8 protein-coding genes and 1 pseudogene are annotated in these 6,737 nt (G+C 49.4%); 8 read left to right on the top strand and 1 reads right to left on the bottom strand.

Annotation, left to right across the window (positions count from 1 at the left end):
• Both KNO76_RS03560 and KNO76_RS03555 read left to right on the top strand, forming a co-directional pair.
• Nucleotides 1-218, top strand: a 218-nt coding sequence (locus KNO76_RS03560; RefSeq protein ID WP_214882610.1) for a hypothetical protein, incomplete at its 5' end; no start/stop codon positions are given.
• A 20-nt stretch (nt 219-238) separates the two neighbouring features.
• Nucleotides 239-1,696 (top strand): Na/Pi cotransporter family protein, encoded by a 1,458-nt coding sequence (locus KNO76_RS03555; protein ID WP_251127864.1) that lies wholly within the window; start codon nt 239-241, stop codon nt 1,694-1,696.
• Between the two features lie 39 nt (nt 1,697-1,735).
• Here KNO76_RS03555 and KNO76_RS03550 read toward each other — a convergent pair whose 3' ends face one another.
• On the bottom strand, nt 1,736-1,924 hold the full coding sequence (locus tag KNO76_RS03550) for a 2-hydroxymuconate tautomerase (protein WP_012727443.1): 189 nt from the start codon (nt 1,922-1,924) through the stop codon (nt 1,736-1,738).
• Nucleotides 1,925-2,072: 148 nt separating this feature from the next.
• Here KNO76_RS03550 and ypfJ point away from each other — a divergent pair, with 148 nt between their 5' ends.
• The 6 genes and pseudogenes from ypfJ (at nt 2,073) to KNO76_RS03525 (ending at nt 6,715) form a co-directional block, all read left to right on the top strand.
• Nucleotides 2,073-2,927: a KPN_02809 family neutral zinc metallopeptidase gene (gene ypfJ, locus KNO76_RS03545; protein ID WP_214882607.1), complete on the top strand. Its 855-nt coding sequence runs from the start codon at nt 2,073-2,075 to the stop codon at nt 2,925-2,927.
• Nucleotides 2,928-3,021: 94 nt separating this feature from the next.
• Nucleotides 3,022-3,870: pseudogene (locus KNO76_RS03540) on the top strand (MurR/RpiR family transcriptional regulator).
• Nucleotides 3,867-4,076 (top strand): hypothetical protein, encoded by a 210-nt coding sequence (locus KNO76_RS13985; RefSeq protein ID WP_251127863.1) that lies wholly within the window; start codon nt 3,867-3,869, stop codon nt 4,074-4,076. Before KNO76_RS03540 ends, KNO76_RS13985 begins: the two are co-directional and overlap by 4 nt.
• A gap of 20 nt (nt 4,077-4,096) precedes the next feature.
• Nucleotides 4,097-4,333 carry a GNAT family N-acetyltransferase gene (locus KNO76_RS13980; protein ID WP_251127862.1) on the top strand — a complete coding sequence of 79 codons (237 nt, stop codon included), beginning with the start codon at nt 4,097-4,099 and terminating at the stop codon, nt 4,331-4,333.
• Between the two features lie 101 nt (nt 4,334-4,434).
• The gene (gene murQ / locus KNO76_RS03530; RefSeq protein WP_214882603.1) at nt 4,435-5,328 is read left to right on the top strand and encodes an N-acetylmuramic acid 6-phosphate etherase; all 894 of its coding nucleotides are present in this window, start codon (nt 4,435-4,437) and stop codon (nt 5,326-5,328) included.
• A gap of 13 nt (nt 5,329-5,341) precedes the next feature.
• Entirely contained in the window at nt 5,342-6,715 is a 1,374-nt protein-coding gene (locus tag KNO76_RS03525) for a PTS transporter subunit EIIC (protein ID WP_214882600.1), read from the top strand.
• Nucleotides 6,716-6,737 lie beyond the last annotated feature (22 nt).

Below are 6,737 nucleotides of genomic sequence, written 5' to 3'. Positions count from 1 at the left end.
CGTCAGACCTGAAAGGCATGACGTTACAGAGCGCAATGAGCATCGTCGCGGTCAATCTGAAGCGAATCATCGCCCTCAGGAAAGAAAAACAGGATGAGGGCAAGGGAAAAAGGACGATTGTCCCGACACTAGTCGGTCCAATCGTCCTTTTCTCTGTTCACGCTCGGATAGAGCGAAGGTTTTTCAGCGCCCTCGTACACGACTACGTCATCACTTAAATCAATTCACCGATGGCTCTTTGTCAGGTGCGACACTTGGTGCCATGTTAACAGCCTTATTCCAATCTTCTTCGGTCACTACGTTGATGACGATTGGATTTGTGAGTTCAGGGCTCCTCACGTTCACACAATCGTTACCGCTCGTCATTGGAGCCAATGTAGGGAGTGCGACGACAGGGTGGATTATTGCCGTCCTTGGCTACAATTTAGACGTGCGCCAGTTGTTTCTACCGCTCATTGGAATCGGGATGGCGTTTCGTCTCTCCCGTCCGCGCCTTCGCCGTATTGGATTGTTTCTCGTCAGTATCGGGTTGATTTTTGTTGGAATTGGAACACTTCAAGAAGCAATGCGGGATGTCGTCACGTTCTCGTTTGGCTCAGTCGGTGAAATGACTATTCTGCATCAGGCAGTTCTGATTGGAATCGGGTTCATGATGACCGCCATCCTTCAGTCGTCGACGATTGGACTCGTGTTAACGATGACGGCCCTTGCGACAGTGGCGATTTCACTCCCACCGGCTGCTTATTTGGTGCTCGGTCAGAGTGCTGGAACGAGCCTTGTCGTGGCACTCGGTTCGATTGGTGGATGGAAATCGGCGCGGCGCATCGTGTTGGCTCATGCCATCTACCATGTGTCGATTGTCCTCATGGGGTGGTTGTCATTTCCCGTTCTCTTCGAGGTCGTCAATCGAGTGGCCGATTGGTTCAACTGGAACGATTTGTTGCGCCTCGCTTTATTCCATACGACATTCCATCTACTGGGTGTGATCTTGTTCCTGCCTTTTTATCAAACGTTCGCACGTCGATTACTGAAGTGGATTCCAAGTCGCTCCGAAAAATTGACACGTCTGCTCGATAAAAACATGTCACAACTTCCGACAGTCGCTTTGGAAGCGGCACGACGTTCCTTACTTGAAATCGAGCGTTATTTAGGGAACGAGACCGAGTTGCTCGTCCGTGAAGGGCGACTACGTGAAGATGAATTGATCCTCGTCGACAAGACGTTGAGCGACGTTCGTTTCTTTTTGAGCACGATACGTCTTGAGGATGATGGAAAGCGAAATGATTATGGTCAACATTTATCTCTCTTGCACACGATTGACCACCTGGAACGCTGGTTATACGTCTTGCGGGAAGTCGAACCGGTCCACGTACTTCGGGACACCGACTTTTTAGTAGCACGAGAACTTGTGTTACATGAGCTTGACCTTGTGAATCAACTGAATCATCATACGCCGCCGGAGGATTCAAAGCTGTGGAAACAGGCCTCGAAACAACTGGCGGAGTATCGGAAAGCACATCGTTCGGAACTGTTAGAAGAGACGGCAGCGAATCAACTGGAGATGGACCTGACGATACAAAAAGTGCAAGTATTGCTCTGGCTCGACCGTATCGGCTATCACATCTGGCGAGCGACGCGTCACTTGATTAAGCCGACCATACCGAGTGAACGGTTCGACGTGAACAGGGAAGATTAGAATAGAAAACGGACTCCATATCAGGAGTCCGTTCGTCACTTACTTCTTATCTGCGTGCATTACACCGGCTTGTCCGTAATGTGTCGCATCCATCTCTTCGATGAAGACGGTGATGTTTTCTTTTGGCGCATTCGTCGTTTCGGAGACGGCATCCGTCACTTTTTCAATCAACGCGCGCTTTTGTTCCACGGTACGGCCCGGGAGCATTTTTACAGTTACATAAGGCATGGTCATTCCTCCTTTGCTGAAGTCTCTTATATTGTAGTGAATCCCGTTCGCTGAGAAAAGAAAAATTCTCATCTACCTCAAAGCAGGCGCTCATTTTTTATATATTTCGGGTATGTAACAAGACAGAGCGAATGTAGGAGGAATGAAGATGAAGTGGAAAGGAAGACAACAGAGCCGTAACGTCGAGGACCGACGGGGACGGAGCATCGGAGGAAAAGGGATTGCCGGGGTCGGGGGTGGTCTCGGATTGATTCTCGTCATCGTCTTTACGTTATTGAACGGAGGCAGTCCGACGGATCTCGTCAACAACATCGGACTTGGGGAACCTCAATCGGAGGGAACGTATACGGGAACGGCTCGTGAAGAGGAGATGGCGGATTTCGTAGCGGTCGTTTTAAAAGATACGGAAGAAGTGTGGACAGACATATTCGCTAAAAATGGGATGACATATGAAGAGCCGACGCTCGTCCTATTTTCGGGACAAGTCGAATCCGCTTGTGGTATTGCCGGGTCGGTCGTTGGTCCATTCTATTGTCCCGGCGACCAAAAACTATATATCGATTTGAGTTTTTATGATGAATTGAGCCAACGTTTCAATGCACCTGGTGACTTTGCGATGGCATACGTCGTCGCCCATGAGGTCGGGCATCATGTACAGACACTTCTCGGGGCGACAGGAGAAATCATGCCGCTTCGTAACGAGATGAGTGAAACGGAATTCAACCGTTATCTCGTTCGCTTTGAATTGCAGGCGGACTACTACGCAGGCGTATGGGCGCATCATGCGCAAGGTTTAGGGTATCTCGAAGCAGGAGACGTCGAAGAGGCGATGAATGCCGCGCATCAGATTGGGGATGACACGTTACAACGTCAGGCGCGTGGATACGTGACACCGGACTCGTTCACGCATGGTACTTCTGAACAACGGATGCGATGGTTCGAAAGAGGATTTGAGAAGGGATCGATTCAAGGTGGGGACACGTTCAATACGAACAACTTATAGGCCGGGTGAACGCTCGACCTTCTTAGCCGATTGGAATATGAGGAAAGAATCCGCTATCATAAAAGAACAAAAGTTGCAGGAAGGGGATGACCCGATGGAATCCTTAATTACGAAAATTGATTTAGCAAAAGACGATATGACAGCGGTTGAAAAGAAAATTGCGGACTACATTTTGTCGCATTCAACGCTCATTCCAAATATGACCACGAAAGAGCTTGCCCAAAAGACGGATGTGTCTGAGGCGAGTATCGTTCGCTTCGCTAGAGTGATTGGAATCGATAGTTTTAAAGCATTTAAACTCGCGCTCGTGAAAGACCTGGCCGTCACGGAGACGACATTGACAGATTTCAATGTCCTTCAGCAAAAAGATACCCCGTACGACTCGTTTCAAAAAGTCATTCACGTCAATAAAGCGGCGATTGAAGCATGCGCCGAAGCGATGGATAAACGAGAACTCGAACATGCGGTGGAGTTGTTCGCACGTGCAAACCGTGTCATTTTTTAAGGGGTCGGCGGATCTTCGACGGCGGCGATTGATGCGCAATATAAGTTTACGAAATTGGGATATGCAGCCATGACATCTCCGGATTTTCATTATATGTTGTCGCTGATCCCGCATTTAGGAAAGTCTGACGTATTTGTCGCGATTAGTACGTCAGGACGAACGAAAGATGTGCTTGAGCTCGTCCGATTTGCGAAAAAGAAACGTGTTCCTGTCATTGCCATCACCAACCTCGACAAATCACCACTTTACCGGGAAGCGGACGTTCGACTCTGTACGCCGAACGTCGAGAGTGACTTCCGAATCGCAAGTATCGCCTCACGGATGACGCAATTAACGATTGTCGATACGTTATATATGGGACTCCTTCACCGAAAAGGAGAAGGATTGATCGATCGTTACGCAGAAGCCCGAGATGAGATGGTGAAATTGCGCCGATGATTCGACCATATGCGGTAGAGGATCGACCGGAGTTGGAGAACTTCTTGATGCGGCAGCGCACGTTCGCTCGTATGAATGGACAATCCACTGAAACGTTTCGCGACGAGAACGTGGCGGATGTTGAAGAAGAAGGGACAATGAGCCTGATTTTTCGCGAAGGAGAGCGAATCATAGCAATCGCAGACCTCTTAAAAAACACCCGGTAGATGGCTCGCTTTGGCTCGGTTTGTTCGTCGTCGATGGGTCGCTTCACGGGACAGGTCTGGCGCAAACGTTGTATGAACAGTTGGAAAATCAATATATGCGTCCATATCAAACAGAGTTTCGGTTAGGAGTGCTTCCTCATAATGAGAGAGCCCGCCGATTTTGGGAACGGAACGGCTATGAATACGAAAAGGATTCGGTCACGAATAAAGACGTGCGCGTTCACGTCCTGAAGAAACAACTCATTCGATTGGAGTGAGTTTTCTTTTGAATCTCATTTGAAATTAAATTTCATAAAAATTAAATTGTAAATTGACTTTAAGTTTCAATATAGTACGATGAAATCATAGAGAAGAAAGGATGGTGGCGATGCTAGATAAATTGGCTACAGAAAGACGGAATGAACGAACGATGCAACTGGACGAGATGTCGATTGAGGAACGATTGACGATTATGAATGCAGAGGATCAAAAAGTCCCTCAAGTGATTCAAGAACAACTCCCGGTCATCGCGCAAGTTGTAGAGCAGGTCATCGCTTCCTTTCGTAAAGGCGGTCGCTTGATTTACATCGGAGCGGGTACGAGTGGGCGACTCGGTATTTTAGACGCTGCAGAGTGTGTGCCGACGTTCGGTGTGTCACCGAATCAAGTCATCGGACTGATTGCAGGTGGCGAACGTGCGCTCGTTAAAGCCGTCGAGGGAGCAGAAGACAGTAAGGAATTGGCGGTTCAAGATTTGAAAGCGCTTCAATTGTCAGCGGACGATACGGTCATTGGGATTGCGGCGAGTGGTCGGACACCATACGTGGTCGGGGGTCTCGACTACGCACGTGAAATCGGTGCGGTGACGGCTGCTATTTCATGTAACCAAGATGCGATTATCAGTCGACATGCGAATTATCCGATTGAAGTGGAGACCGGACCGGAAGTGTTGACAGGTTCGACGAGATTGAAGGCAGGAACGGCTCAAAAACTTGTCCTCAACATGATATCGACGACGTCGATGATTGGAGTAGGGAAAGTGTATCAAAACTTGATGGTCGACGTGAAGCCGACGAATGAAAAGCTAGAAATGCGTGCCAAGAGGATGATCGCAGAAGCGACAGGGGTCGACATGGAGACGGCCGCGCGTTATTTTGTGTCATCCAAAGGCCACGTCAAAACAGCAATCGTCATGATTTTAGCCGACGTCTCTTATGAAGAGGCTATCAAACGATTAGAGAGTGCGAACGGATTCGTCCGTGAGGCGCTATAAGGGGGAATTCAAGGTGAAGAAAGAAGAGGTTTTAGCACGGGACATCCTCGCACATGTCGGGGGGAAAGAGAATATTCGTCAACTCGCGCATTGCATGACACGTGTAAGGTTGACGTTGAAAGATGCGACGAAAGCAGATCTTGACGCACTGAAAAAGATTGACGGGGTCATGGGTGTCATCGATGACGAGACGCTGCAAATTGTCGTCGGTCCGGGTACCGTCAATCGGGTTGCGGACTATATGAGTCACGAGACGGGTCTGGCGATCGGGGAAGAGTCGGTGGATGCGAACTTAACGTTAGAGGAACGTGCGGCTGTTGAACGCCAGAAGGTGAAAGAGAAGCAAAAGTCACCGTTCAAACGATTCCTTCGTCGCCTCGGAAACATCTTCATTCCGCTCATTCCTGGACTTGTCGCTTCGGGGATTATTAACGGTGCGGCGAACTTCGCTGTCAATGCCGGTGTCGACCGGACAGAGACGTGGATGCAAATTCTGCTCGTGCTCGGGAGTACAGTTTTTGCGTACTTGGCCATCCTTGTCGGGTGGAATACAGCAAAAGAGTTTGGGGGAACGCCGGTACTCGGGGCAATTGCCGGGGGAATTCTATTCAACCCGCTCCTCGCGGATATCGTTATTTATGGGGAACCACTCGTTGTCGGGCGTGGAGGGCTGTTTGGTGTTATTTTTGCCGGTTGGCTCATGACTTATATCGAGAAGCACATTCGTCGCTTCATGCCGGTATCGATTGATATTATCTTTACACCACTCTTTACTGTCCTAATCGTTGGATTTACTGCCCTTTATGCCATCATGCCAGTCGCAGGATTATTATCAGACGGCATCATGCGAGGCATCAATGCGACGCTTGAAGTCGGGGGGCCGGTAGCGGGAGCAGTACTTGCCGGATTCTTCTTACCACTCGTCATGGTCGGGTTACACCACGGATTGACGCCGATTCATTTGGAACTGTTGAATACGGTCGGGACGACAGCACTCCTTCCGATATTGGCGATGGCCGGTGCGGGTCAAGTCGGTGCAGCACTTGCGATCTTTGTGAAGACACGCAACCCGCGCCTGCGTAATATTATCAAAGGAGCCATCCCGGTCGGGTTCCTTGGAATCGGCGAACCACTTCTTTACGGGGTCACGCTTCCACTCGGACGTCCGTTCTTGACAGCATGTCTCGGAGCCGCGGTCGGTGGTGCCTTCCAAGCAACGATGAAGACAGCGGCGCTCGGAATCGGTGTATCCGGTCTATCGCTCACACCATTGATTGATAATGGCATGTATTTGACGTACATTGCAGGACTATTGATTTCATATACGGCAGGCTTTTTATTCACGTATTTCTTCGGCTTTAAAGAAGAGATGGCGGACGGAATCTAATAAACAAAGATGGCTCAGAAGC

The sequence above is a fragment of the Exiguobacterium sp. s101 genome (assembly GCF_018617835.1).
Taxonomy (GTDB): Bacteria; Bacillota; Bacilli; order Exiguobacteriales; family Exiguobacteriaceae; genus Exiguobacterium; species Exiguobacterium marinum.
The sequence above is the reverse complement of the archived record's forward strand: the minus strand, read 5'-3'. Positions and strand labels throughout refer to the sequence as shown.